We start from the raw sequence: 26,138 nt of genomic DNA, 5'->3' as shown, positions 1-26,138 counted from the left end.
TAATTTGAATATGTATGGAAGTTTTAACAGCCACCCAGGATCTACTTAACGAAGAAGATATAATACAGTCCAATATATCGTTTGCCCCTTTTCTTCGCTTTCTGCAAGAGAAAGTGGACCGTGAAAAAGATGGCCGCACCATGTTCTACCAGTACATACTGGATAAATTTGAGGCAAAGCCTGAATTATTACAGCCCCTGCCGCAAAACGTAAGCCTGGACCCATACCGCGATTATCTCGATCTTTTAATCGCCGCTATTTTCCCTGTTACAGTGGATACCAAAAAAGATATCTACGGCATCAGTGTGCCATTCAGGTTCGCCATCTTCTACTATTCGGAGATGTTTCGTCAGATCTTTGTAGGAGATAATGGCCAGCTATCTACCGTGCCACATGGTATCAGTCTTTCCAAAGTGAAGAAAGACAAAAAAGTATGGTTATATAAACTCATCCTGGACCGACATTACCATTTTCCTATCGGTTACCAGAATGATATTATCCACACAATACATACGCCAGATGGCATCAAAAGACAGGTAAAAGTAAATGTGGACGCCCGTTTTGTGGATGTACGCGTGAAAGGAGAATTACCTCCGCTCGACTATAACCAGTTCTGCACCCGCCAGATGCCGCTGGAAACACTGGAAACCTTGCTTCCGTTAGACAACTTCGCACTGGAAGGGTTTGCCATCTGGACTATCGAAGATGTAACCCAGGGAGAAGCCGTCAATACTATCAAGAGTCTGGTCATGAACATGAACAGTACTAATGAGCTGGAAAGTTACCGCACCGTGGAAAGAATGGTTCCTGCTATTCTCGGCATCTTTGATGTCACTGCACATATAGTACCTTTTCCGAAGGTAAACAACAAGCATGTGCTGGAAGAGCAATTCACGCCCGTGGACCCTGTGCTGGGAATAGGCAATAAAAAACAGGAACAGCAGCTGTTCGCTCAGATGGTGGATTTCCTGTACGCCCACCCCGAGCCACTCATCATCCCACAGGTTACAGAAGATAGCATCTCCCAATATCCTTTTCTGAAATATCTAGTAATAAAGAAAATCAGAAGCTTTGTACTCTTTCCTATCAGGTATAAAAACCAGGTACTGGGAGTACTGGAATTGGCCGCATCACGCCCTAACGCCCTTTCAGAAAGGCCGTTATGGCAACTGCAAAGCATTTATCCTTTGCTGGTACTGATGCTAAATCGTAGTATCAATATCCTGGAGAGTCGCATTAATCAGGTTATCAAGGAACAATTCACTGCGCTGCAACCTTCTGTAGAGTGGAAATTCATTGATGCCGCCTGGAAATACCTGCTGACGCCAGAAGCAGAAAGGAAAGATATCAGCAATATCAGTTTTGAAGAAGTATATCCACTCTTTGGCGCCGTGGATATTCGCAACTCCTCCGTGGAACAAGGTAATGCCATCCGGGAAGATCTACAGGAACAATTGCAACTCGTGGATGAAACACTCACCGTGATTTTAAAATCAGTTAAACTGAACCTGCTGGAAGAACTGCAATTCAAGACCAGGGATATTCTGGAAAATCTCCAGCATAACCTTACTGCCGGGGAAGATGCCAAAATAAACGATTTCATCACACAGGAAGTACAACCCGTACTGGAACATCTCTGCAATAACAATGAGGAACTAAAACCAGTACTGGAAAAGTATTATGCCCATGTAGACCAAAAGGAAGGACACGTATATCACCATCGGAGAGAATATGAAGAGAGCCTCGCCCGGGTAAATACTGCCATCAATCACTACCTGGAAAAGGAAAGGAATTATATTCAGGAATCGTTCCCTTGCTATTTTGAAAAGTACCGTACTGACGGGGTCGAATACACGATTTATATTGGTCAGTCCATTGCGCAGGAAAAGAAGTTCGATCACCTTTATCTGCGTAACCTCCGACTATGGCAGCTTTCATCGATGGCCAACATCGCCAGGATCACACATAGAATGCAGTCGAAAATGAAAATTCCCCTGCAAACTACCCAGATGATCCTCATGCACAGCGCTCCTATCACCATCAGCTTCCGTAATGACGAACGTAGATTTGATGTGGAAGGCGCTTATAATATCCGTTATGAGATCATTAAAAAACGGATTGATAAGGTGCATGTGAAAGAAACCGGTGAAAGATTAACACAACCAGGAATGATTGCGATTGTGTATTCCAACGTGAGAGAGATGGAGGAATACAAGAAATATATATCCTTCTTACAGAGCAAAAATATTCTGCTGCCAGACCTGGAAATGCTAGATCTGGAAGAGCTTCAAGGCGTCAGCGGCCTCAAAGCTCTTCGTGTGAAAGTAAATTTAGAGGAACTGTCATCAGAACTTAAAGCCTAATGAAAAGTATGGCAGGGTGCCTTCATTGGAATGACCCAGTACAGCCGTAACAATAAGGGCATTTACTGGCGACAGGTACAATCCGCCACCATAGCCATCATGCCATACATGCGATTTTTCGCCGGAAGCCCATACACGGCCTACGTCGTTGAATAATAAAAGTCCTACGCTGGCAGGCAGGAGATAAGTTTTAACATCGAAGAGTTTTAAACGTACTTCGGTATTATTATAGGCTCCTGCCTCGCCTGCAAAGCGGTAGTTGCGGAATCCGCGCAGGTTCTGACTTCCTCCTACTGTATACGCCTGGAAGTAATCAAAGTTCCCCCAAACCTTTCCTCCGCCGAAACGACTCACCAATACAAAACGATCCGGATTACTAAAGCTGAGATAAATACTCAGGTCAGTTTGTAATGTAGCCGTGTTGTTACTGTAATTATTCAAACCGCCAGTACCGGTGAAAGTGGTGGTCCACAGTACTCCTCTGGTCGCAATCAGTTTGTTGTTCCTGGTATCCAGCTGGGCAACTATTTTACCGCCCAGATAACCTTTTTTGTTTACAATGCTGGCAGAGTCCAGTCCATTTTGTGCAAAGTCTGTGATAAAGCGTCCTTGATTCTCCTCCTGTTCAAAGGAATAAAATGAACCAGTCGGGCCATAAGCCACACTGAACTTATTACTCAGATTCGTTTTCAGCAACAGATCTGCACTGTACAATGCAAACCTGGCTCTGTAATACCGAATTTTGCCTGGCTTATCTTTATCATAGATGCTTTCATTGCCATAGCCAAAGAAATTGATGGTGTTGTTGGGCGCTTTGGCGGTGGCATGCACTTCGAGATCCGATTTCCCTATCACATCTGTAAACTCACCGATGTATCTGAAGTTCCACGCTTTGGTAGACAGTGCATGCGTGGCTGCAAAGATCTGTCTGGAAGCAAACGGTTCTTTTCTCCAGCCCTGGTGGAGGTATTGTCCTCCCAGTCCTAACAGGATACCATCATCTTTGTTGAAACCTGCTGCCAGCATAGGCAGGAACTTATCGTATTTATAGTAATTACGTTTATATGCTATATTTTCCGGGTCATCGGATAGTTTGAGAGACGCGTTTCCGTCTACATTAAAGGTGTCTTTGCCGCTTCGCTGATCGTATATGCGTATACGTTTGCCGCCGCTGGCACTTGAGCTATCGGTGTATGTATCTGCATCCGGGCCACCGATAAGGCGGATTCGTATAGGCGTGGCGTAATTTCCCTTTATCAGCCATTGGTCTTGTCCACCGAGACCATAAATATTCAGTTCCTTCGTTACCCTGGGATCAAAGGTTCTGCTGAAGATGTTTTGCTTTACTTCTCCTTTTTTGCTGATTTTATATATGTTGAGCGCAACGCCGCCATTTGCTTGTTTATCCAGTTCTATCAGTTCATTCTTTGCAGTAGCTGGCACGTATACCACTTTGGAGAGGAAGCGGTAATATTTCAACATCACATCTTCCATCACTGCCCTACGTGCTTTCAGCGTATTTAACATGTATGGATTTACCAGATGACGAATCGTATCTGGTAAAGCGTTTACTGATGCTTCGAGAACGCTGTCTGTCATACGATCTACAAACTTGCGGGTTTGTTTTCTCCATTCTGCCTCGTCGGGTTCAATGAGGAAAGTACGATCGAAGTAACGTGTGGAAAAGTTCCAGCCATTATACCAGGGTCCGGTACGACGGAAGCCATAAAATTGTGGCATAAAGGAAGGCGTAGCCACCACCCGGGGTAAAAATCCTTCATTTATAAAGAACGCCTGATCCCTGTCGCGGGGAACCGGATAGTAATATTCTACTCCTTTATGTTTTTCACGATACCATCTCCACTGGTCATCATGACGATCATAATCCGTAATATAAGTATCCAGTATTCTGGCACGCAGGACTGATTTCTGATCAACTACGTAGTCGTTATCACCTTGTGTTTTAGCCAGTACTTTCAGGGTATTATAGGATTTATCTTTATCTCCTGTTTCGGGTTCTCTCTCTTCAAACAGGTATACGTCTCCACCGAAATCATTGGCGTAGATACCCAGCATCGTGTCTTTAGGTAAATAAATAAAGGTTGGATTGGTATGAGGCACTTTTGCAGCTTCTGCCAATACGGCTACCGACAGTGTTGCATAAGGATTGGAAGCTGAAATCTGGTCCTGTACTACTTCGCGGGCAATTGTTTCGCGGAGAATAGGAGGAATAGCCGCCAGTGGGTATTTCTTCAGAGAGCGCATGGTGTACTCCGTTCCGGAGCTGTCGGCTACACGGAGGGAGCGTGTCTGCATACCACCGCCTCTCTGCAATATTTTTAATCCGCCTTTTGCAGTACGCAGGTCCAATACCGGGAAATTCAATGGGGTAGCCCATATCTGACGGTAGTTATTCCCCAGCAGCCATCGATGAAAGCGCCCGACATCATTGTATTGAGAATCGGGTACGAAACTGATTACTTTAGGTAAAGTGTCAGGTTGCTGGAAGGTTAACCCTTTTTCTTTGAATTCGGAGAAACGGAGCAGGTTATCAGTATAAGCAGGTTTCTCGAGACTGTCAGCCAGGAAAAATTGCACGCGCACGGTACTGTCGGCCATCAGTTCCAGCACGCTGAAACCGTTCTTACAGGTAGCATAACTGGATTTACTGCCCATTTTCACCCTGTTATTTTTAGCGCCGCTACCACTTACTACGTAGCTGTTGCCGTCATCTTTAATCAATTGCAAGGTATGATCATGGCCGGAAACGAATATAACCGGGCCATGTTGCTTAGTGGCAGCTTCCACGCCGCTCACCATATCTTTGTACAATGGATGTGGCAGATCTTCCGGCGTACCGAAAACCCCTCTTGTCAGTGGGTAAATAGATCCAATTACCGGCAATGGCAGGTACATCCAGGGTTTCATATCTGTCAGCGGGAAGATATGTTGCTTAATCGTGTAATAGCCGCCATGGATACCATAACTGCGGAAAGGATGGTGGGTAGCGAAGATGATGAGTTTATTGCGGTTTTTGGCTACTATCTCGGAGATCTTCACCAGCACTTCATCTTTTGTTTTGCAGTCACAATCGGATTCCACACCTGGCTTTTCATAGGGAAACAGCCACCACTCGCTATCCATGATAATCAGGGTTACATCCTTGGAAAGGTTTACTTCTTCCGGCCCAGGGCAACCTTCTTTAGGGAAAAAGGTCACATTAGGCAGATGTAAAGAATCCACATATGCTTGTTGATTACGGATCGTGGCCCAGCCATCGGGTTTACTTTTTTCCCAGTCGTGATTACCGGGAATAATAAATCCACGGGCATTGGTACCACGTACCAGGTTGATTTGGTAATCGAGGATCTGTCTGGCTACAGGATATCGTTTAGACAGCGAGTCGGGTAACCCCAGCGGATATACGTTATCTCCCAAGAAGAGCACGGTGTTTCGTTTATCCTGCATATCAAACCTGGAACGCACCGCATCGATCACAGGATTGCGGCCATTCTCATGTAACTCACCCGCATCGCCGATGAGGATAATTCGTTGTTTTACTTCCCCGGACTGAGCCAGTAACGTAAATGGTAACAACATCAATAGGATCGACAGATATCTTACGCTCATTTTTTCTTATAGGTAAATTTGAGAATATTAGCTACGCCATCGTAGCCGCCTTCATTGGAAATATACATATCGCCATTCGCGGTAAAAGAAATACCTTCTGGTTGACGGAATAGCCGATGCTTTAAGTTATGCGTTTCCTGCACATGTCCATCCAGATCTGCAATCACTAACAGTTGGTTAACAGATGCCACCATATACAATCGCTTTTCTAACGGATGAATAGCGGCGGCACTGGGCTTGAAAAATCGCATATCATTTCCTGCCAGCGCAGCTATTTCCTTAGCGCTGAACTGAAAGATAGGTTTATAATCAAATGCCATACTATCCAGACTAAACTGATAGGCACTAGTCAGTCCCACCTTTTTATCATCTTCACAATTCTTACAGATGATAATCACACTATGTCTGTTTTTATCGAAGTAAGCGGATTCAAATTCAACATCCTGTTCTGTATTAAACTTATAGTGAATCGCTTTAACAGAATCCTTGTCGAGGGCACGGACCTGATAAAGGCCGCCACTACTTTTCAGCACAAACCAGCCGCTATCTGTATGACAGATGTCTTCATAATCTCCATTCTTCGCAAATTTCCAACTGGGATAAGCCTTTGTGGCATTGACATCTACTTCATAAATTCTGCCTTCTTCATCGTTGACAGCAATGATACGATGTTCATCAGGATACATGACAATACCTGAAATTTCCTGCATAGACTCGCGTACGCGATACCTGACAGGCGAACTCAGATCATAACCTTCCGGAGACGTGTAGGTCTTCTGCGTTCGGTCAGGGAAATAATTGCAGGATATCAGAAAAAACAGGAAGAACATTAGGATACGTACATCCATAGCGATACTTTATACCTTAAATTTAACTCAAAAATACAGTAACTTCAGATTGGATTTAATCATCTTCGAATATGCAAAATTCAGCCCTCATAGATGCAGCCAGAGAATATGTACTGGCAAAGTACAGGGAACTTCCGAAACCGGCATTGGTTTATCATAATCTGACCCATACCGAGGGCGTTGTGGATGCTGTTGGTCAGATTTCCGCCCATTACCGCTTACAGGATGATGAACTGACGGCTGTTTACATCGCTGCCTGGTTTCACGATGAAGGCTATCTGCTGGGAGAAGGAAAGGTACATGAAGAAACCGGCGCTGCTGCCGCAGTTAGTTTCCTGCAGGAACATGGCGCCTCCGAAGCATTACAGCAAATGGTGAAAGGATGCATTCTTGCTACCAAAATGCCGCAGTCACCGAAAACCCTCATCGAACAAATAGTTTGCGATGCCGACCTGTTTCATCTCGGCACAAAGGAATATCCGGAAAGAAGTAAGCTACTCCGTCAGGAAATAGAAATGGTTACCCAGAAAGAGATAGACAGAATTGCCTGGTTACAAAGTAATATCCGCTTTCTGACCGAACATCACTACTGGACTGACTACGCGCAGACAAGACTCCGGCAACAGAAAGAAGAGAATATTCAACAGATGCAGAAAAAACTGGAAAAAAGACTCGCCGCCCAAACAGAAAACAACGAAACTCCCCCCGCGCCTGCCGCTCCAAATGACAGCACCCATTTGCTGGCCACGAGCAAAAAGAAAGAGAAAGAAAAGAAGGCCATCAAACCAGAGAGAGGTGTGGAGACAATGTTCCGCATTACCTCTACCAATCATATCCGCCTCAGTTCCATGGCCGACAGCAAGGCACATATCATGATTTCAGTGAATTCCATCATTTTGTCTATCATGTTGTCTGTGCTGCTTGGACGTTTGGAAGACTATCCCAATTTCATTATTCCATCGCTGATGTTCATCTTTACTTCGGTGACTACAGTGATTTTTGCGGTACTGGCTACCAGGCCCAATGTGACCAGTGGTACTTTTACCAAAGATGACATCGCCCGTAAAGATGCGAACCTACTGTTCTTCGGGAACTTCTACCGGATGAAACTGGACGAATATGAATGGGGTATGAAGCAAATGATGAATGATGCCGATTTCCTTTATGGCAGCATGACGAAGGATGTATATTCTCTTGGCGTGGTGTTGGGTCAGAAATACCGATTGCTCCGCATTTCTTATAATGTGTTTATGTTCGGACTGATTGCCTCCGTACTGGCTTTCATAATAGCAGCTATCTTCTTCCCAGTAAAAGCTTAAGCACATATGACCATTCCTTTGTTTAACCGGGATCTGAGCTGGCTGTCGTTCAATTATCGGGTACTTACCATGGCACAGGACCAACAGGTACCCCTATACGAAAGAATCAAATTTCTATCTATATATTCTTCCAATCTGGATGAATTTTTCAGGGTGAGAATGCCAGCCATCCTGGCTGTGAATAAACTGCTGGAAAAGGAACCTTATGCCGGTGGCGATGAAACCGTGAGCCCGGATACTCTCCGTCAGGTACTGACGGAAGTCAACCGCCAGCAGGAACACTATGGTCAGATACTCACCACAGATATACTACCCGCCTTACGCGAAAACGGGATACACCTCTGTTATAATGAGGCCTTTACCGCCTTTCAAAATGGTCTTACCCGCGAATATCTGCTCACTACTATTCTTACCTGGTTACAACCTTTATGGCTGAAGGATTCCGACAAACTTTACTTTCCGGAAAACAACGCCCTTTACCTGGCGGTGTCCCTTTCTTCAATGGAGCAACCAGATAAGCAGGAATATGCTATTCTGAACATTCCCTCTTCCCTGCCCCGTTTCCGGCAGTTGCCAGCAGAAAACGGCCTCGCCCAGATCGTACTCCTGGACGATATTATCCGCAATCACCTGGATTATATCTTCCCTGGATATACTGTCAACGGCAGCTACAGTTTCAAACTGACCCGCAATGCCGAAATGGACATGGACGAATTTAAAGGAGATATCCTGGAAGAAATAGAAACAGGTATACGCAAGCGGGAACTTGGCGTACCTACCAGGTTCCTCTATGATGCAGCAATGCCTTTACCATTGCGTCACCTGCTGGCTGCCCGTTTTAATCTCAGCAATGAGGAAATGGTAGCCGGAGGCAGATACCATAACCTTAAAGATCTGGCAGACCTTCCCATGCCAGTGGCTATCGCCAATGCCCTTTATCCGGCATATACTCCTACGGCCATTGCAGATGCTCCCGCTACAGATCATATACTGGACCTTATACAGCAAAAAGACCTGGTAGTGCATGTGCCCTATCAACGATATGATTACGTACTGCGCTTCTTTAACCAGGCAGCTACAGACCAGGATGTTGCAGAGATATACATCACTCTGTACCGCATCGCCTCCGGATCGCAAATAGCGCAGGCATTGATTACCGCCGCTAAGAACGGAAAACAGGTAACCGTATTCGTGGAACTGAAAGCCCGCTTCGATGAAGCCAATAATATCCGTTGGGCAAAACGTATGAAGGAAGCAGGCGTTAAAATCGTTTATAGTATTCCCGGCATGAAGGTACACGCAAAAACAGCCCTGGTAAAGCGGAAACGGGGATATCACTCCGATTATTCCGGATTGATCGCCACAGGGAATTTTAATGAGTCGACTGCCAGGTTCTATGGTGATCATGTGTTGTTTACCTCTCATGTGGGTATTACCCGCGAAATGGAACTACTTTTCCTCTACCTGCAAAGCAGAGAGCAGCCCGGCAATTATAACTTCCTGCAATTCCAGCACTTACTGGTAGCGCAATTCAATATGATGGATAAGTTCCTGGCATTAATAGACCGGGAAATTCAACATGCGAAAGCCGGTAAACCCGCGAAGATTACCATTAAGTTGAATAACCTCCAGGAGAAAGCCATGATCGCCAAGCTGTATGAAGCCAGTGAGGCCGGTATTCAGATAGACCTGATTGTGAGAAGCATCTGCTGCCTGATTCCAGGCACAAATATCCGCGTGATCAGAATAGTGGATAGATACCTGGAACATGCCAGGGTATTCATTTTCCACAATGCGGGCCAGGAGGAGGTATACATGGGTTCCGCCGACTGGATGAACAGAAACCTCTACAGGCGCATAGAAGTTTGTGTCCCGATATACAATCCTCAGATCCAGCAACAGTTGAAAGATATAGTAGCCCTGCAATTAGCTGATCCTACCAATGCACAGACAGCCATTACGGGGTATATTCAGAAAATAAAGTAAATTACAGATATAGATATATTATTTATGAAGAAGTATGTATGGACGCTGATTTTAAGCCTGGGATTCATTATTCCCGCTGCCAACGCTCAAACGCTGGATTTACAACACATCTATAATCCGGAAGCCAACGCTAAAAAAGATATTTCCGAAGCGATCGTCAAAGCCGCCAAAGAGAAAAAACATGTGCTGTTGCAGATTGGCGGTAACTGGTGTATCTGGTGCCGGCGCTTTTATAAATTCGTGGAAGATGATGCAGAGCTGAAAACCACCATGGACAAGAACTATGTGGTTTACCACCTCAATTACAGCAAGGAAAATAAAAACCTTCCTGTGTTAAAAGAACTGGGATATCCACAACGATTCGGGTTCCCGGTATTTGTTATCCTGGATGAAAAAGGAAATCGTATCCACACGCAGAACTCTGGCTTGCTGGAATCTGCCGACTCCTACGACAAAAAGAAAGTGATGGATATGCTGAAACAATGGAGTCCATCAGCCCTTCAGCCATCCAATTACATCAATGAATAGTAAGCCCATGGAAAACGGCGCCACTTATTTTAAAACGGATGCTGTGCAATCTTTCTTAAGATTTGCACAGCATCCGTTTAAGTTTTCAGCATTTACATTCTGGAAGTTGCCCGCCGCCTGGCTGGCTGGAGTTCGCCTGGTATCCGTATCAGAAGAACAATGCGTTGCCCAGGTTCCTTACCGTTGGTTATCACAGAATCCATTTCGCTCCACTTACTTTGCCTGTCTTGCAATGGCCGGAGAACTGAGTACAGGATTGCCGGCAATGATGTATGCACGCAGCGCTACCCGGAATGTATCCATGCTCGTTACCGGTATGCAGGCAACATTTGTGAAGAAAGCCACCGGCACTACTTACTTCACTTGTACGGACATCCCTGCAATGAAAGCAGCCATTACCAAAGCGTTGCAGGAGAATGAACCGACTTCCATCACCATGCGTTCAGAAGGTAGAAATAAAGAGGGCATAGTAATTGCCTCCTTCGACATTACCTGGTCTTTTAAAGCCAGGTCAGCTTAATCTTACTAAAATACCCTTAATTATGAAGATTGCATTTCATGGTGCTGCCCGCACAGTAACGGGATCTAAGCATCTGATCACTTTGAAGAACGGCAAGAAAATCCTGCTCGATTGTGGAATGTTCCAGGGTATGGGAAAAGACACGGACGCCCTCAACAGGGACTTCGGCTTTGATCCGAAAGAAGTTACCTACATGGTGCTTTCTCACGCACATATCGATCACACCGGACTGATTCCCCGTCTTATTAAAATGGGCTACCAAGGCCCGATTTACTGCACTCCGGCCACCCGGGATATGGCCGAAATCCTCCTGCTGGATTCTGCTGAAATCCAGGAAGATGATATCAAATTCTCCAATAAGAAAAGAGCACAAGAAGGACAACCTTATCTGCAACCCCTCTACACTGTCGAAGATGCCAAAAATGCGATCCGTTTCCTGAAGACAATGGGTTATAATACCTGGACTTCCATCGATCCGGATATTCAGGTAATGTTCACAGATGCCGGACATATAGTAGGCGCCGCCGCCATGCACCTTCGCATCACAGAGAATGGTAAAACAGAACAGATCACTTTCAGCGGCGATATCGGCCGTTACAATGATGAGATTCTCAAGTCGCCAGCCACCTTCCCTCAGGCAGATTACATCCTGATGGAATCCACCTACGGCAGCACGCTCCATGCCGACGCCAAACCTGCCGACGATGAACTTCTCAGATATATTACCCACACCTGCGTTGAAAAAAGAGGTAAGCTCATTATCCCCGCTTTCAGCGTTGGCCGCACACAGGAATTACTTTACTCTCTGAATAAAATGCAGCTGGATGGGAAACTGCCTAAAGTAGACATCTTCGTAGACAGTCCATTGTCTACCGAGGCTACACAGGTTACCAAAGCCCACCCGGAAGTCTTTAACCGCGCTGTTTCCGACCTGTTAAAAAGAGACAGCGATCCGTTTGATTTCCCAGGATTACGTTATGTGAAGTCCGTAGATGAATCCAAGAATCTCAACTTCCGTCAGGAACCATGTGTGATCATCTCCGCATCAGGCATGGCCGAAGCAGGAAGGGTTAAACACCACATTGCAAACAATATCGACGAAGCAAAAAATACCATTCTGATCGTGGGCTACTGCGAACCGGAATCCCTGGGCGGACGCCTGATGAATGGCGCTAAAGAAGTATCTATCTATGGTACCCGCTTCCAGGTAAATGCGGAAGTAGGAGTCATTCGTTCCATGAGTGCCCATGGCGATTATGAAGATCTAAGCCAGTGGCTCTCCTGCCAGGACCCGAAAGAGATCAAAAAACTCTTCTTGGTACATGGCGAATACGAAGTGCAGAAAATCTTCAAAGCATGGTTGTTCAAAAAAGGCTTCCTGGATATTGAAATTCCGGAAAGACATTACGAAATTGGATTATCCTGATAAAAATAGAGAGCCGGTAAATTTACCGGCTCTCTATTATTTATCCAGCTCCTGCGGAAACCAAAGGGTAACGCGCGTTCCCGCGGGACTACCATCTTCCTGATACAAATCTTCTATTTCAAATCCTGCTTCCACATGAAAGCGGCTGTTATAAATCACCAGTCTGTCGCGGGTGATCTGCAAGCCTCTGGATCGGTGTCTCTCCCCTTGCATTTGCTTTATGGCAGCAGATTTTTCTCTTCCTACTCCATTATCCTCTACTGTACATAAAATCCTTCCCGGCTCCTCCCAGAAACGAATAGTTAGTCGACCCTTTTCTTTCTTATGCACCAAACCATGCCAGATTGCATTTTCTACAAATGGTTGTACAATCATGGTGGGTATTTCCACCAAATCAGCTTCCAGTTGCGGATCTACGATGATACTGTATTCAAACTGGTCGGTAAAACGAAGTTTTTCCAGCTCCATATAATTCTCCAGCATACTCACTTCCTTCACTACAGAGATGTGATTTAACTGGGAGTTATCCAATACGTTTCGAATGAGCTTTGCAAACCGGCTCAGATAAGCCTGCGCTGATTCCGTTTCATTCTTCATCATGAAAATCTGGATAGAATTCAACGCATTGAAGATAAAATGCGGATTCATTTGCGCTCTCAGTGCCTTCATCTCCAGCTGCGCTATCTCTTGCTGAATGCTGGCCCGCTGACGCGCGTCTCTCCTAACAATCGATATACGTAACCTTACATAGAAATATATCAACGCTACCGCCAAAGCCAGCGCCAGTAAGCGGAACCAGCCGGTCTGCCAGAAGGCAGGACGGATATTGATTTTCAACATCGTGATATCATCCGAATAGGTACCAGTGGAGTTGGCCGACTTTACACGGAAGGTATAATTCCCCGGCGGCAGATTCGTGTATTTTGCTATCAGTGAAGCATCTGCAATGACCCATTTCTCATCTACGCCTTCCAACTGATAATAGTATTTAATTTTCTCCTGGTGGTATTGCAGACTTTTAAATTCTATGGAGATGAAATTCTGTCTGTGATGCAGCTCTACTGGCTTATTTTCAGCCATAGCGGCGCCTATTAATACCATGGAATCCATCACCCGCAGATTGAGAATAGTAACATCTGGTGGTGGCGGCGCTTTCTTCAGATCATGCGGATCCAGACTCAGCACATAATCCGAGGCCCCAATGAGCAACTGTCCGTTCTGTAACTGCAATACCTGCCGGCGTACCTTGCGGTTGTTATCAATGATATCATCTCCCTGGACAAAAGTTTCTAATAGCTGGTTATCCATGGATAATTTATAAAATCCATATTGGGTAGTCAACCAGATATCTTTCGTTTTATCTTTTTCCATACCCAGTACCCATTCGTTGAAAAGCTGGTTGTGATTGAGTATTGGATGGGATTTCCGGGTATGCAGATTAAATATCCAAAGCCCCTGATCAGTACCTGCCAGCAGTAATGAGTCGTTGTAACGTAGCAGACAGGTTACGTTTCCGGTTTTGCGGTTCTTCCATTTAAAGGTATAGCGTTCTGTCAGTTGATTATTATGGGGATTAAACAACAGCAATCCGGAAGTACTGGTTGCCAGCCATAGCAGCGAATCCTGATAGGGCACGATATCCATTACGCTGGTAGGCCGTTGCAGACTATCCAGCAACGCCTGGTATTGGGAGAAGCGGTTCGTAGCAGGATTCCAGCAGGCAAGTCCTTTCTTGTACAACCCAATCCACACAGTAGTATCGTATTGCGGCAATAATACCAGCGGTGTTTGCAGATGTAAGGCCGGATGCTGGAGATGTTTTTTAAACTTACGGGTAATAGGATCGAACAGGGAAAGATTGCCATTCTCCTGCCCAATAACGATTGTTCCATCGTGCAGCTCTGCGAAAGTCCATACCAGACTACGTTCCTCCGGAATACTGGAGTCTGGCGGCCCCGATTTATTATTAAATGTTCCCAGCAGGTCCATATTGGGAGAGAGACAGGCAAACCCTTTTCCCCAATAACCAATATATACGTAACCGTTAGAGCCCTGGAAAATCCCCGTTACCTCTGCAGAAGGGAGTCGGGCTTTACTTTGAGAGAACTTTGTTCGTTGATCCAGCACATGAAACGACTGGCTGTGTAAGCTCAGAATATTTACGCCGTGATCTGTACCTATCCATAAGTGACCTTCGCGGTCACTCATCATGCAGTTGGCTTCATAATCATAGTGAAGCGCCTGCGGGTCGGCATTGTCCGCTTGTATATTGAGATCGAATTTTTGCGCTTGTGGATTAAAACGGAATATACCATTCGTTTCCGTGGCTACCCATACTCTTCCTTCCGGCCCCGCACTAATATCGAAAATGGGGACACGATTCTCTTGTCCTTTGTTGGTGAAATAAAAGGAATCCAACCGCATAGTGGCAGGATCATATCTATAGGCATAGCCGCCACGGGCTGCCAGCCAGATATTATGTGCAGGGTCCGTGTAGAATCGTTTAAATGATCGTCGGATATTCAGCACTGGCAGATGTTCCGGGTTATTCCCATGATGGTAAAGCTGCTTTCTGTCTTTACTCAATATGAAAAGTCCGTCTTCCCCACTGAACCAGATATTCCCTTTTTCATCTTCCATTATAGCATCCTGAATCTGACTGCGATAGACTTCGGGTATCCGGATAGCCTTTCTAAAAGACTGTGTACTGGTATCATATTTCAGAAGACCGTCATCCGTTGATGCCCAGATGTCGCCCTGCTGATCTTCCAGAATATTGCTGCATTGCAGTCCTTCAGAGGTTGCACCACTATTGAGCGTTTTTACCACGCGCATGCGGGTGGTAACAGGATCGTATATACGAATATTGTCGGGTGTACCCATCCAGATCCGTCCTTTCTTGTCTTCACACAAACAAATATCATCGTAGTATATAGAACCCGGTATTCTGTCGAAACTCGCTACAGTAATCAGATTGGAGCCATCATAGCGTTGCAGGGCTGTGCTGGCTATCCAGATAAACCCTTTACGATCCTGTAAGATGGCGGAAACATGGTTACTGGCTAAGCCGTTGTTGATATCAAGATGAGTAAATTTATGTGCAAAGGGAGCTTGTGCTGCAACATTGGCGCAGTACAGCATACCATTTAAAATGGCCAGAGTAGCTGCTAATAAGCGGATTCGAAATAAATCAGCGAATAGTCGGATCATGGGATTCTTCAGGATTCTGACTGTAGGAATTTCCTGGTTTGGTACCCTAAAGATAACAAGGCGCAGGCAATAAAGGAAAAGCGGGAGAAATTAAGATATATTGTTAATTTTAGGTATATCGTATCGACCTATAGCAATCGCCAGCTCTATTGTTTAATTTTTATTCAGACTTCAAAGACCCCAAAAAATGAGCACAAGTACTTTCAAACTGAAAGCCATCGACTTTTTCCGGGAATTGCTTTCCTGTCTCTGGCTCTTCTTCCCCGGTGTGGTAACTATCATCGGATCTTTTTTCCTGTTTACGAAATTATCCATCGGGCAGGATATTATCATCCAGGTTTCTGAATATGCAGGCCCACGTTTCTTTTCGTTTATAGCCATTTGTTTCTGGGCATATGTCATTTGGTATAGTGCCCGGATTGTTAGCTATAAAAAAGGAAAAGACGCCACAAACAGCCTAAGAAATGCATTCCTGACACATGGACCCCGACTGATGGCATTCAACGCATTTGTGAGCATAGAAACGGCCATTCTGGGGCTCCCGGGATTACAGCAATTAATAGGAGTAACAGTGGGGAAAGCCTTGTATACCTGGGAACTGCTCTTATTTATCCTGGCGCAAAATCTTATCTACTTACTGATTAACCTGAGTTTCGGACCTGCGCATACGCATAGGAAACGAAATAAAATATGGTTGATCATACTCATCATTGCCATCATCTGTTTCTGGTCAGTGTTTATGTGTATCGGACTGCGATGTGACAGCAGCGCACCGGTATATCCGACTTACCTGAGTGGTTATGCGATATTCCTGTTTCTTTTGCAGTTATTGTTTACCTGGGCCTTCATCCGGCGGGAACAGGATATTCGAAAAGGAGATACAGACCATTCGGAAAAGCTAAAAGCGCTTAACCGGAAGATTACCAACAGCACCCATGGCGCCAATGAAGTAGGTTATTTCATCTGGTTTAATTTGTTATCGTTCATTGGCATCTCTATTTATTTTACCAGTATTCTCAGTATCCCTTTTGCCAATAGTATGGGGCCATTAGCCGTTGTATTGACAGCTTTCGGGTTTCTGATCGGACTGGCGGGTCTTATCAGCTTTTTTTCCATTCAGTACCGGTTAAATTTCTTTTTCATTTTACTGTTGGTGTTATTTATCAGTGGGAGTTTCTTTGATCCGTACAAAGTACGGACGCTGAATCAAAAGCCTGCCATTGATTATAACCAGCGTGATAAAGTTTGTACTTACTTCTATAAATGGTTGCATCATCCCGACAGAGCGGCGTTGATAGCAGCATCCAGTGCAGATCATCCTTATGATGTATACCTTGTAATGTCTGATGGTGGCGCTTCCCGCTCTGGTTACTGGGTATCGTCGATATTATCTGCAATGGAAGATTGCACCCGAAAAGATCCTGCCAGACGTTTTTCCAATCATCTGCTTTGTTTGTCCAGCGCCTCTGGCGGTTCTGTGGGTAACACCGCATACTACAGTATCATTCATCAAAATGAGTCGACCGAGTATACGCCTGCTGTTCAGAATTTTCTGCGCACAGATTTCCTCAGTTTTCTGATGGCCAGGTATTTTGGTCCGGATACATGGGGCCATTTTGCCGGCGCATTTCAGGACCGCGCCGCTGCCCTGGAACGCGTGATGGAAGGGGCAGCAGACAGCATGTATACCAATGCATTTAAATATCCCATAGATCATTTTATGGATACCACGGGGAGACTGCCAGTTCTCTTTATCAATACCACTGAAGTACAGCATGGGATGCCGAGTGTTGTGAGCACTGCGCAACTTGATTTCAGCAAACGTTATGATGTAGTGGAGATAGCCGACACAGCTTCCAAAAACCGTTATCATAATTTACGGCTAAGTACCGCCGCAGTATTGAGTTCCAGGTTCCCTTATATTTCTCCTGCCGGAGAACTGGGTGGCTATTATTTCGTGGACGGCGGTTACTTCGATAACTCCGGCGCGGGTGTAGTACAGGAAATGATGTTGCGGTTGGATTCATTGATGACCGCTGCCAAAGGAGAAGATTCCATGTTGTTTAGCAAATTGCGTTTCCGGTTGATTCATATTACCAATGGCTCCGATAGTTCAAAGCCTAAAGGGAGAATGAATGCATTTGTGAATACGCTGGCGGCGCCTATAGTAGCCGTGTTGGGCACTTATGGCTCCCAGACGGATGTGAATAATGATCGGTTGAATAAATATTTCACCAGCAAGAATTCGCCGAACTATGTAGTAGATGAGGAAATCAATTTATATCGGCCGCACGATACAGAGGAATATCCAATGAACTGGGTGATATCAAATTATAATCTGCGGAGAATGAATAACAGAGTGGGAGAAGTAATACAAAATTTTAAAACCACAGGGAGATACGGCCTGTTACCAACGGATACATTTCATTGCTATGATCTGAATAAGCCGTGATTTCGGGAAGTGATAAAATAAAAAAAGTCTCTACTAAGTAGAGACTTTTTCTTGTACCACGTACGGGAATCGAACCCGTGATTCCTCCGTGAAAGGGAGGCGTCTTAACCCCTTGACCAACGCGGCGTTTCCGTTTTGGGATTGCAAAGATAGGAAAACATTCATATCCGCCAAATTTATTTTCAAATTTTCTGAAAAAACTTTTTGAAGGCGTTGTTTTACTATCAAAGAACCGGGCTGCAAATATCGGAATTAAATTGAATTAACCATGCATTTCCTGCGGTTCTTCCTGCATTACAGCGATGGGTACTTCCCTTTTGTTGATGAGTCGGAGAGAATAACCGCCAACTACTAAAGTGAAGAGTCCTTGTATCAATACGGTATTCGGCGTTCCGATATATTGAGAGATAGTACCTACAAGTAATCCGCCTAATGGTTGTAGTCCAAAAAACACCATCGCATACAAACTAATGATGCGTCCTCTTACTGCCGGATCTACCGTTGTTTGAATAATCGTATTAGAAATCGTTACCTGCGACATCATACCAAAACCACAGAGCGTAGCAAACAACAATGCGATCGGATACCAGGTAGTATGAGAAAACAGCACGAGCCCCATTCCCAGAATGATGGTATTTATGGCGAGTACTTTACGCAGGTTGCGTCCCGGTTTCAATGAAGCGAGGTATAGACCACCGAACAATGCTCCCAATCCTATCGCGCTGTCGATGATACCGAAAGTAGACGCGGACCCTTTAAAGATATCTTTCGCATATACGGGAATGAGGGTTGTATAAGGCAGTACCAATAAACTCATCATCCCCAGGATGGTTAAGATCTGGGATATGGCAGGCGTATGTTTTACATATATCAAACCTTCTTTCAGTTCGCGTAATACGGCTTTGTGTTTTTTGGATGGTTGCCATGCGGGCAACTTCATGAAGAGCAGAGAGGCGATTACTGCAACAAAGCTGAAGGTATTGAGGGCAAAGCAGATGTCGTCTCCCAATTTCTCCAAAGCAATACCTGCAAGGCCGGGACCTATCAACCGTGATAAATTCACCATAGAAGAATTCAGTGCCAATGCGTTTGGTAAGTCGGCCTTATTATCCACCATTTCATACACGAGCGATTGCCTTGCCGGCACATCAAAGGCATTTATCACTCCTAATACCGCGCTAAGTCCGATTATATGCCAAACCGTATAATGTTTGAAGTACACCAGCAGTGTAAGTGCCAGCGCTTGCAGCATGGACGCGAATTGCGTGAGCAGCAGTAATTTATACCGATTGTACCTGTCGGATGCAATGCCTCCTAAAAAAGAAAACATGAATGAAGGAAACAGGCTGGCGAATATGGTCATTCCCAGCATGAATTTCGAATGCGTATGGGCATATACCACCCAGCTGACGGCTGTTTTCTGCATCCATGTTCCAATGAGAGATACAGACTGTCCGCTAAAATACAACCGGTAGTTCCGGCTCTTAAATGCACTAAATGTACTGATGTTCATACTCCACTCCGATTCCAGTACAAAAATAGTAAAGTAACTTTATTAATTTACTTTACTAACTTAAAGAATTATTAAAATCCGGACGATGGGGATGCATTGTCAAAACATTATATAACATCTCTCCCTCATCTCAACTCATGACCACTTTTCTATAACAAAAGCGGCCATAAGCCATTTTAAGCCGTTTTAAGGGCCAAAAACATTCCCGGAGCCATCCTGTTAAGACTAAAACATTCCTTATGAAAACAGGTATTAATTTGCTAATGGCGGCCATTGCCGGTTACGGACTGTTGACAGGTTGCGGAAACATGGGAAACAGGGGCTTGCAGGCAAAAGTGGATTCCCTGGAAACGGAACTGAAGCAATACAGGGCAGAGAAAGCTCTGACAGCTCAGCGGCTTCAACGATTCGACACCCTGGATTTCGACTTTTACTCCGGTCAGAAATGGGATTCGCTGGCCATCAGCCACGATGCAAATATTAAAGTGTACTATCCGGATGGCTCCACTTCCACTGGCTTATTTCCGCAACATATTGATATGCTGAAGCCCATGTTTGTATTTGCACCGGATACCAAAATAACTTCACACCCTGTAAGATTTGGAGAAGGAGACTGGACAGCAGTAATTGGGGAGATGAATGGTACTTTTTCCCGACCTATGCCTATCGGCGGTGGAAAAACGATTCCGCCTACAGGAAAACCGTTTAAGCTAAGTATGGTCACTATAGGCCACTGGAAAGATGGAAAAATGATGGAAGAATACCTGTTCTGGGATAATCAGTCCTTTATGAAACAAATTGGACTGGCAAAGTGATAAAATAAAAAAAGTCTCTACCTGAGTAGAGACTTTTTCTTGTACCACGTACGGGAATCGAACCCGTGATTCCTCCGTGAAAGGGAGGCGTCTTAACCCCTTGACCAACGCGGCGTATCGTTTTGGGATTGCAAAAGTAGGACCTTTTTTTATATTTCCAAAAAAAATTTTGATAACCTAAAAATCTATTGATTAATACGGGTATAGCTTGTAAATTCGCCTTCGATTTTTTCATATTCAAATCACGATGTAAAATGGGAACTACTCTCAAAATTGGTATTAATGGGTTCGGCCGTATTGGTCGTTTGGTATACCGCCAGATTTACAAAATGCCCGGTATTGATGTTGTTGCAATCAATGACCTCACCAGTCCTAAGCAACTGGCGCATTTGCTGAAATATGATTCAGCGCAGGGTAGGTTTGATGCAGAGGTTAAAAATTCTGACGACGCAATTAACGTAAATGGTGAAGATATCAAAATTTACGCTCAGAAAGACCCTTCTCAAATTCCATGGAAACAGCATGAAATTGATGTGGTAATCGAGTGTACTGGTTTCTTCGCTGATAAAGATAAAGCGGAAGCTCACATCACTGCCGGCGCTAAAAGAGTAGTGATCTCTGCTCCTGCTACCGGTGATCTGAAAACTATCGTATTCAACGTAAACCACGATATCCTGGACGGTTCTGAAACCGTTATCTCCTGCGCTTCCTGCACTACCAACTGTCTCGCTCCTATGGCGAAAGTACTGCAGGATACCTACGGTATCGTTACCGGTCTGATGACCACTGTTCACGCTTACACCAACGACCAGAACACCCTGGATGCTCCTCATCCAAAAGGTGACCTGCGCCGTGCACGCGCTGCTGCCGCGAACATCGTTCCTAACAGCACCGGCGCCGCTAAAGCAATCGGTCTGGTACTCCCAGCTCTGAAAGGTAAACTGGATGGCGGCGCTCAACGCGTTCCAACCATCACTGGTTCCCTCACTGAACTGACTACCATCCTCGGCAAAAAAGTAACTGCTGAAGAAATCAATGCAGCTATGAAAGCAGCTTCCAACGAATCTTTCGGTTATACTGAAGATGAAATTGTTAGCTCTGATATCATCGGTATCCACTACGGTTCCCTGTTCGATGCTACTCAAACCAAAGTAATCACTGTTGGTGAGCATCAAATGGTGAAAACCGTTTCCTGGTACGATAACGAAATGAGCTACGTATCTCAGCTGGTTCGTACTGTGAAGTACTTCGCCGGCCTGATCAGCAAATAATTAATACCAAACATAAAGCCCCCGCTTCGGCGCGGGCTTTGTTATAAATTCCGCGCAACTACACCATAACAGCAGCCAACCGGTCACACGGATGTAAATGCTTTGTGCTGTTGGTTCCGCGGTTTTTTTATGGAATTACCCTAATGTTATTTAAACTGATATCCGATGAGCAAGTTCTCCGATTATAACTTCAATGGCCAGAAAGCCTTGATCCGTGTTGATTTCAACGTGCCGTTGAACGACAATTTCCAAATCACTGACGATACCCGCATGCGCGCGGCTGTTCCTACCATCAAAAAAGTACTGAAAGATGGTGGCGCCGTTATCCTCATGTCCCACCTCGGTCGCCCGAAAGACGGCCCTACCGATAAATACTCTTTAAAACATCTCGTATATCACCTCATCACCCTGCTGGATGGCGTTACCGTGAAATTCGCCAACGACTGCGTAGGCCCCGTTGCTGAAAAAGCAGCCGCCGACCTCCAAATGGGCGAAGTTCTCCTCCTCGAAAACCTCCGCTTCCACAAAGCAGAAGAAAAAGGAGACCCCGCATTCGCAGAACAACTGGCCAAACTCGGTAATGTATACGTAAACGATGCTTTCGGTACCGCTCACCGCGCTCACGCCTCCACGGCTGTTGTCGCACAGTATTTCGATCCTTCCAACAGAATGTTCGGCTACCTGATGGAAGCAGAAGTAAGCAACGCGGAAAAAGTACTGAACAACGCTGAAGCACCTTTTACCGCCATTCTCGGCGGCGCAAAAGTTTCTGATAAAATCCTCATCATCGAAACCCTGATGGAACGTGCCAACAACATCATCATCGGTGGCGGTATGGCCTACACTTTCCTGAAAGCACAAGGCAAAGAAATCGGTAACTCCCTCGTGGAAAATGATAAACTGGATCTGGCAAATGAACTGCTGGAGAAAGCAAAAATCAACAACGTCAATTTCCTCCTGCCGCTGGACTCCATTGCTGCTGATAAATTCGCTGCCGATGCAGCTACCCAGCTGGTTTCCAACGATAATATCCCTGCCGGATGGATGGGCCTGGACATCGGTCCTAAATCGGTAGAACTCTTCTCTAAAACCATTCAGGCTTCTAAAACCATCCTCTGGAATGGTCCTATGGGCGTGTTTGAAATGGAAGCATTCCAGGGCGGTACTAAAGGCGTAGCTGATGCCATCGTTGCAGCTACCGCTGGTGGCGCTTTTTCTCTGGTAGGTGGTGGCGACAGCGTTGCTGCCGTTAATCAGTTCGGTTTCGCAGATAAAGTAAGCTATGTATCCACCGGTGGTGGCGCTATGCTGGAATTCTTCGAAGGAAAAGTACTGCCAGGTATCGCTGCGATCCAATAATAAATAATTATTAACAATAGTACTGTAATAGGAAAAGCGCCACCCCGGCGCTTTTCCTATTTATTAGCCTTGAAGAGAATTGATTATCTTTCCTACAGATTTAATCAACACTTATGAACAAACGCCTCATCTGGTACCCCGTTATCATCGGGATATTTGGTGCGCTTATATGGTTTGTACTGGACAAAGGACAGTCGCTTCCCGTAAAAACAGTTGCCCTGGCACATAGCGCCACCCCATCTGTACTGACTTCCAGCAACACCTGGATGCAGTACCTGGAAAATTTTAAACACCCTCTCAGTCTGTTACTACTACAGATTGTCGTGATCATGCTGGCCGCCCGCCTCTTTGGTAAACTGGCCAATCTGGTTCGTCAGCCGTCTGTTGTCGGCGAAATTATTGCAGGCGTGCTATTAGGCCCTTCCCTACTGGGTTGGATCACACCATCTTTCTCCGCATTTCTGTTTCCGCCAGATTCGTTGAAAAGTCTCCAATTCCTTAGCCAGATAGGATTAGCATTCTTCATGTTTATCGTAGGAATGGAACTGGATCTGAATAAAATCAAGAATAAAGCGCACGATGCAGTGATGATTAGTCACGCCAGCATTGTTGTTCCTTTTTTCCTGGGCGTAGGACTGGCTTATTTCATATTTGAATCCTTCGCTCCTGCTAATGTGAGTTTCCTTGCATTCGCGCTCTTTATGGGTATTGCGATGAGTATAACCGCTTTCCCGGTACTGGCAAGAATTGTACAGGAAAGAAAACTCACAGGTACGCCACTGGGCACCCTGGCTATTACCTGTGCCGCTGCCGATGATATCACAGCCTGGTGTATTCTGGCCATTGTGGTAGCCATTGCAAAAGCCTCTGGTTTGGCTACTGCCGCTATCACTATTGCATTAGCCGTTGTATTTGTAACATTAATGATAATGTTAGTGAGACCCTGGCTTAAGAGGGCAATTCAGTCTCAATTAGATAAGGGCCATGAAAAAAGTGCAGCGGGATTTGTATTCTTCACATTACTCCTTTCAGCATGGATGGCAGAAGTAATTGGAATCCACGCATTGTTCGGGGCATTCCTCGCCGGCGCAATCATGCCTGCACAGGAAACTATCCGTAAGATCTTCACCGATAAACTGGAAGATGTATCTGTATTGATCCTCCTCCCTATTTTCTTTGCTTTCACCGGTTTACGTACTCACATAGGCCTGCTTTCACAAGGACATCTATGGGCAGCTTTCGGTATGATCATGCTGGTTGCTGTAGGCGGAAAATTTGGCGGTAGCGCTGTCACTGCCCGTTTAATGGGACAAAACTGGCGTCAGTCGATGGCAATAGGCGCTTTGATGAATACCCGCGGATTGATGGAACTGGTAGTGCTGAATATTGGTTATGACCTCGGCATTCTTTCTCCTGAAATATTTGCCATGTTAGTATTGATGGCATTAGCCACCACCTTCATGACGGGCCCACTACTGGATTTAGTAGAGATGTCAGAAAAACGACAACATAAAACGGTTACTGCTTAGGTTACATCATATATAGTCGTAAAACGAAGAAGCCGTCTCTACTGAGTAGAGACGGCTTCTTCGTTTTTATCTTTTCAACTGCTTAGTGTTTGCGAGTTGATTTCTTTTTAGCGGTAGTTTTTTTAGCGCCGTAATGTTTTTTCTTGCTGTGGTGCGTTGCCGCTTTCTTAGCTGCAGGAGCTTTAGCAGGAGCTTCTTTTGTTTCCGGCATCTTTGCAGGAGCAGGGAATTTAGATTTATCCACACCTACTGCTTTATCATCCAGAGACATAGCAACTGACTCTTTCAGAATTTCTTCTTTCTCTGCCATGAACTGCTTCATCTTATCTTTTGGAATGCGCAGGTCATAAGCATTTGCCGGAGAAGCCATTGCTTTGGCAAATCCAGGATTCAGGCGATCCAGAGAAGGAACGTCTACATCCAGTGATTTAGCGATTGCTTCCAGTCTGTATTTACCGGTAACATTGATTTCAACAGTATTATAGATCTCTTCTTCTGTGAGCGGGCCTCTTGCAACGCCAACAATAGAAGGAGTATTATCTGCAGTGTTATTAACGGTTACTGCTTTGTTATCATCCATGCTTACACCGAAGAAGTTGTTGAATCGGTCGAGGATGTAACCGGTAGCAATAAATTTGTACACGTGGTTACGGGATTCAGCAGGCAGGAAATACTGCATGCCCCAGAAGTCTTCACGACCGCTGGCTTTCATTGCACGTTGTACACCGCCGGCGCCGCAGTTATATGCAGCTACTACCAGCAGCCAGTCGCCGAACTGATCATACAGTTGGTTCAGGTATTGTGCTGCGGCGAGGGTAGATTTATAGAAGTCTTTTCTTTCGTCTACTTTCTTACCTACGTTCAGACCGAATATGCGGGCGGTACCGGCCATAAACTGCCATGCACCTACGGCGCCTACTCTGGAGCGTGCGTTGGTATTAAAACTGGATTCGATTACCGCGAGGTATTTCATTTCCTCAGGGATACCGTGTTCACGGAAGATTTTCTCCACCATGGCGAAGTAGGGTTGACCTCTTTCGATCATGATTTGGAGATGCTGACTATACCGGGTTGCGTAGTTATTCACATAACCAGCTACCAGGTTGTTGTTAATTTGTTCGTACACTTTCGCGCTGCGAATAGTATTCGGCAAACTTTGGGCGGCTTTTTTCACCGCGACGGAAGTAGGAGTAGCGTGATCGGCCGTGTCTTTAGGCAACTTCACTTTCACCTTGGCGTGCGTCAATACACTGGTGTCGGCTACTGCAATAGCTGCAATGCCGCTCTCTTTAGGTATGCCGTTGCTACCTGCTCTCACTTTCCCAAAACTCAATGCTGGCAACAGCGTAAGTAAAAAGATTTTTCTCAT

General features: G+C 45.2%; 16 protein-coding genes and 2 tRNA genes. 11 read left to right on the top strand and 7 right to left on the bottom strand.

Annotated features, from left to right (window positions below; genetic code table 11):
* Positions 1–14 precede the first annotated feature (14 nt).
* Positions 15–2,363, top strand: coding sequence for a GAF domain-containing protein (locus tag CLV59_RS08955; RefSeq protein WP_111591656.1), 2,349 nt, complete (start codon positions 15–17; stop codon positions 2,361–2,363).
* On the opposite strand, the gene CLV59_RS08950 is transcribed toward CLV59_RS08955, so the two are convergent.
* Both CLV59_RS08950 and CLV59_RS08945 read right to left on the bottom strand, forming a co-directional pair.
* Complete coding sequence (locus CLV59_RS08950) at positions 2,346–5,993, bottom strand: BamA/TamA family outer membrane protein (protein ID WP_111591655.1); 3,648 nt, start codon at positions 5,991–5,993, stop codon at positions 2,346–2,348. The two genes, CLV59_RS08955 and CLV59_RS08950, sit on opposite strands and share 18 nt — an antisense overlap.
* The gene (locus CLV59_RS08945) at positions 5,990–6,841 is read right to left on the bottom strand and encodes an SdiA-regulated domain-containing protein (RefSeq protein WP_111591654.1); all 852 of its coding nucleotides are present in this window, start codon (positions 6,839–6,841) and stop codon (positions 5,990–5,992) included. The genes CLV59_RS08950 and CLV59_RS08945 overlap by 4 nt, the downstream gene beginning before the upstream one ends.
* A gap of 71 nt (positions 6,842–6,912) precedes the next feature.
* Here CLV59_RS08945 and CLV59_RS08940 point away from each other — a divergent pair, with 71 nt between their 5' ends.
* The 5 genes from CLV59_RS08940 to CLV59_RS08920 are packed head-to-tail and all read left to right on the top strand — an operon-like array spanning position 6,913 to position 12,620.
* Positions 6,913–8,160, top strand: coding sequence for a Pycsar system effector family protein (locus CLV59_RS08940; RefSeq protein WP_111591653.1), 1,248 nt, complete (start codon positions 6,913–6,915; stop codon positions 8,158–8,160).
* Positions 8,161–8,166: 6 nt separating this feature from the next.
* Positions 8,167–10,146, top strand: a complete 1,980-nt coding sequence (gene ppk1, locus CLV59_RS08935; RefSeq protein WP_111591652.1) for a polyphosphate kinase 1 — start codon at positions 8,167–8,169, stop codon at positions 10,144–10,146.
* 24 nt (positions 10,147–10,170) lie between these two features.
* Positions 10,171–10,674: a thioredoxin family protein gene (locus CLV59_RS08930; RefSeq protein WP_111591651.1), complete on the top strand. Its 504-nt coding sequence runs from the start codon at positions 10,171–10,173 to the stop codon at positions 10,672–10,674.
* Positions 10,667–11,194, top strand: a complete 528-nt coding sequence (locus CLV59_RS08925) for a DUF4442 domain-containing protein (protein ID WP_111591650.1) — start codon at positions 10,667–10,669, stop codon at positions 11,192–11,194. The genes CLV59_RS08930 and CLV59_RS08925 overlap by 8 nt, the downstream gene beginning before the upstream one ends.
* Positions 11,195–11,216: 22 nt before the next feature.
* On the top strand, positions 11,217–12,620 hold the full coding sequence (locus tag CLV59_RS08920; protein ID WP_111591649.1) for an MBL fold metallo-hydrolase RNA specificity domain-containing protein: 1,404 nt from the start codon (positions 11,217–11,219) through the stop codon (positions 12,618–12,620).
* Between the two features lie 36 nt (positions 12,621–12,656).
* On the opposite strand, the gene CLV59_RS08915 is transcribed toward CLV59_RS08920, so the two are convergent.
* Positions 12,657–15,830, bottom strand: coding sequence for a ligand-binding sensor domain-containing protein (locus CLV59_RS08915; protein WP_111591648.1), 3,174 nt, complete (start codon positions 15,828–15,830; stop codon positions 12,657–12,659).
* Between the two features lie 187 nt (positions 15,831–16,017).
* Here CLV59_RS08915 and CLV59_RS08910 point away from each other — a divergent pair, with 187 nt between their 5' ends.
* The gene (locus tag CLV59_RS08910; protein ID WP_111591647.1) at positions 16,018–18,282 is read left to right on the top strand and encodes a patatin-like phospholipase family protein; all 2,265 of its coding nucleotides are present in this window, start codon (positions 16,018–16,020) and stop codon (positions 18,280–18,282) included.
* A gap of 54 nt (positions 18,283–18,336) precedes the next feature.
* Here CLV59_RS08910 and CLV59_RS08905 read toward each other — a convergent pair.
* Both CLV59_RS08905 and CLV59_RS08900 read right to left on the bottom strand, forming a co-directional pair.
* Positions 18,337–18,408, bottom strand: a tRNA-Glu gene (locus CLV59_RS08905).
* Positions 18,409–18,544: 136 nt separating this feature from the next.
* Entirely contained in the window at positions 18,545–19,795 is a 1,251-nt protein-coding gene (locus CLV59_RS08900; RefSeq protein WP_111591646.1) for an MFS transporter, read from the bottom strand.
* A 239-nt stretch (positions 19,796–20,034) separates the two neighbouring features.
* Here CLV59_RS08900 and CLV59_RS08895 point away from each other — a divergent pair, with 239 nt between their 5' ends.
* Entirely contained in the window at positions 20,035–20,610 is a 576-nt protein-coding gene (locus CLV59_RS08895) for an ester cyclase (RefSeq protein ID WP_111591645.1), read from the top strand.
* Positions 20,611–20,652: 42 nt separating this feature from the next.
* Here CLV59_RS08895 and CLV59_RS08890 read toward each other — a convergent pair.
* Positions 20,653–20,724, bottom strand: a tRNA-Glu gene (locus CLV59_RS08890).
* Between the two features lie 140 nt (positions 20,725–20,864).
* Here CLV59_RS08890 and gap point away from each other — a divergent pair.
* The 3 genes from gap to CLV59_RS08875 all read left to right on the top strand — a co-directional run bounded on the left by gap (position 20,865) and on the right by CLV59_RS08875 (position 24,769).
* Positions 20,865–21,881 carry a type I glyceraldehyde-3-phosphate dehydrogenase gene (gene gap, locus CLV59_RS08885; RefSeq protein ID WP_111591644.1) on the top strand — a complete coding sequence of 339 codons (1,017 nt, stop codon included), beginning with the start codon at positions 20,865–20,867 and terminating at the stop codon, positions 21,879–21,881.
* Between the two features lie 165 nt (positions 21,882–22,046).
* Positions 22,047–23,240, top strand: a complete 1,194-nt coding sequence (locus tag CLV59_RS08880; RefSeq protein WP_111591643.1) for a phosphoglycerate kinase — start codon at positions 22,047–22,049, stop codon at positions 23,238–23,240.
* Positions 23,241–23,353: 113 nt separating this feature from the next.
* Complete coding sequence (locus CLV59_RS08875; protein WP_111591642.1) at positions 23,354–24,769, top strand: cation:proton antiporter; 1,416 nt, start codon at positions 23,354–23,356, stop codon at positions 24,767–24,769.
* 82 nt (positions 24,770–24,851) lie between these two features.
* Here CLV59_RS08875 and CLV59_RS08870 read toward each other — a convergent pair whose 3' ends face one another.
* The gene (locus CLV59_RS08870; RefSeq protein ID WP_111591641.1) at positions 24,852–26,138 is read right to left on the bottom strand and encodes a lytic transglycosylase domain-containing protein; all 1,287 of its coding nucleotides are present in this window, start codon (positions 26,136–26,138) and stop codon (positions 24,852–24,854) included.

Origin of the sequence: Chitinophaga dinghuensis (assembly GCF_003259435.1) — a bacterium.
GTDB classification, from domain to species: domain Bacteria; phylum Bacteroidota; class Bacteroidia; order Chitinophagales; family Chitinophagaceae; genus Chitinophaga; species Chitinophaga dinghuensis.
Note: the sequence above shows the minus strand (reverse complement) of the source record. Positions and strands in the feature narration are given on the sequence as shown.

Bases quoted from the DNA above. Each gene is read 5' to 3' on its own strand.
- CLV59_RS08955 (WP_111591656.1), top strand. From the start codon at position 15: ATGGAAGTTTTAACAGCCACCCAGGATCTACTTAACGAAGAAGATATA.
- CLV59_RS08950 (WP_111591655.1), bottom strand. From the start codon at position 5,993: ATGAGCGTAAGATATCTGTCGATCCTATTGATGTTGTTACCATTTACG.
- CLV59_RS08945 (WP_111591654.1), bottom strand. From the start codon at position 6,841: ATGGATGTACGTATCCTAATGTTCTTCCTGTTTTTTCTGATATCCTGC.
- CLV59_RS08940 (WP_111591653.1), top strand. From the start codon at position 6,913: ATGCAAAATTCAGCCCTCATAGATGCAGCCAGAGAATATGTACTGGCA.
- ppk1 (WP_111591652.1), top strand. From the start codon at position 8,167: ATGACCATTCCTTTGTTTAACCGGGATCTGAGCTGGCTGTCGTTCAAT.
- CLV59_RS08930 (WP_111591651.1), top strand. From the start codon at position 10,171: ATGAAGAAGTATGTATGGACGCTGATTTTAAGCCTGGGATTCATTATT.
- CLV59_RS08925 (WP_111591650.1), top strand. From the start codon at position 10,667: ATGAATAGTAAGCCCATGGAAAACGGCGCCACTTATTTTAAAACGGAT.
- CLV59_RS08920 (WP_111591649.1), top strand. From the start codon at position 11,217: ATGAAGATTGCATTTCATGGTGCTGCCCGCACAGTAACGGGATCTAAG.
- CLV59_RS08915 (WP_111591648.1), bottom strand. From the start codon at position 15,830: ATGATCCGACTATTCGCTGATTTATTTCGAATCCGCTTATTAGCAGCT.
- CLV59_RS08910 (WP_111591647.1), top strand. From the start codon at position 16,018: ATGAGCACAAGTACTTTCAAACTGAAAGCCATCGACTTTTTCCGGGAA.
- CLV59_RS08900 (WP_111591646.1), bottom strand. From the start codon at position 19,795: ATGAACATCAGTACATTTAGTGCATTTAAGAGCCGGAACTACCGGTTG.
- CLV59_RS08895 (WP_111591645.1), top strand. From the start codon at position 20,035: ATGAAAACAGGTATTAATTTGCTAATGGCGGCCATTGCCGGTTACGGA.
- gap (WP_111591644.1), top strand. From the start codon at position 20,865: ATGGGAACTACTCTCAAAATTGGTATTAATGGGTTCGGCCGTATTGGT.
- CLV59_RS08880 (WP_111591643.1), top strand. From the start codon at position 22,047: ATGAGCAAGTTCTCCGATTATAACTTCAATGGCCAGAAAGCCTTGATC.
- CLV59_RS08875 (WP_111591642.1), top strand. From the start codon at position 23,354: ATGAACAAACGCCTCATCTGGTACCCCGTTATCATCGGGATATTTGGT.
- CLV59_RS08870 (WP_111591641.1), bottom strand. From the start codon at position 26,138: ATGAGAAAAATCTTTTTACTTACGCTGTTGCCAGCATTGAGTTTTGGG.